The 490-nt window shown below is 50.4% G+C and carries 1 protein-coding gene; it reads left to right on the top strand.

What is annotated here, in order from left to right; all coding sequences use genetic code 11:
• The coding region (locus ACP45E_RS20575; protein ID WP_158008404.1) for a hypothetical protein at positions 1-490 on the top strand (490 nt) is incomplete at both ends.

Below are 490 nucleotides of genomic sequence, written 5' to 3'. Positions count from 1 at the left end.
ACCCGCTCTTCCGATCTGCACCTTCTGTGGGGCTTCAAAGTGGTAGTAAAACGACGGTAACCTTATCCGGTGCGGGTGCGTATGTAGAAAATGAAGTTTATGGCGATACGATCGCGACGATTGATGGGTCATCTATCGAGCAGACAACAACGTTAAATGACGCGTCAAGCGCCAACAACGGTATATATGTCAGTGCAAAGGCTGATGGAGACATCTCGGCAACGGTTATTGCCGCGAGTATCGCTTACGCAGGTGCGACAACAGGCACTGGCGTATCGGGCGGTATTGGCATAGCGATCGCTGAAAATACGATTGGTGACAACACTGGTGCTGCAAATATCATCAGTGCCACAATCAATAATAGTGATGTTGATATTACGGGGGCAGTCGAGACTTATGCAGAAAGCAAACAGGAGATCACCTCTTCTGTTGTCGCAGCGTCGGTTGCTCTAGCGAAATCAGCAAGCGGTTCGGCTGGCGCACTCAGTGG

Source organism: Vibrio genomosp. F10 str. 9ZD137 (assembly GCF_049974785.1).
Classification (GTDB): Bacteria; Pseudomonadota; Gammaproteobacteria; order Enterobacterales; family Vibrionaceae; genus Vibrio.
Note: the sequence above shows the minus strand (reverse complement) of the source record. Positions and strands in the feature narration are given on the sequence as shown.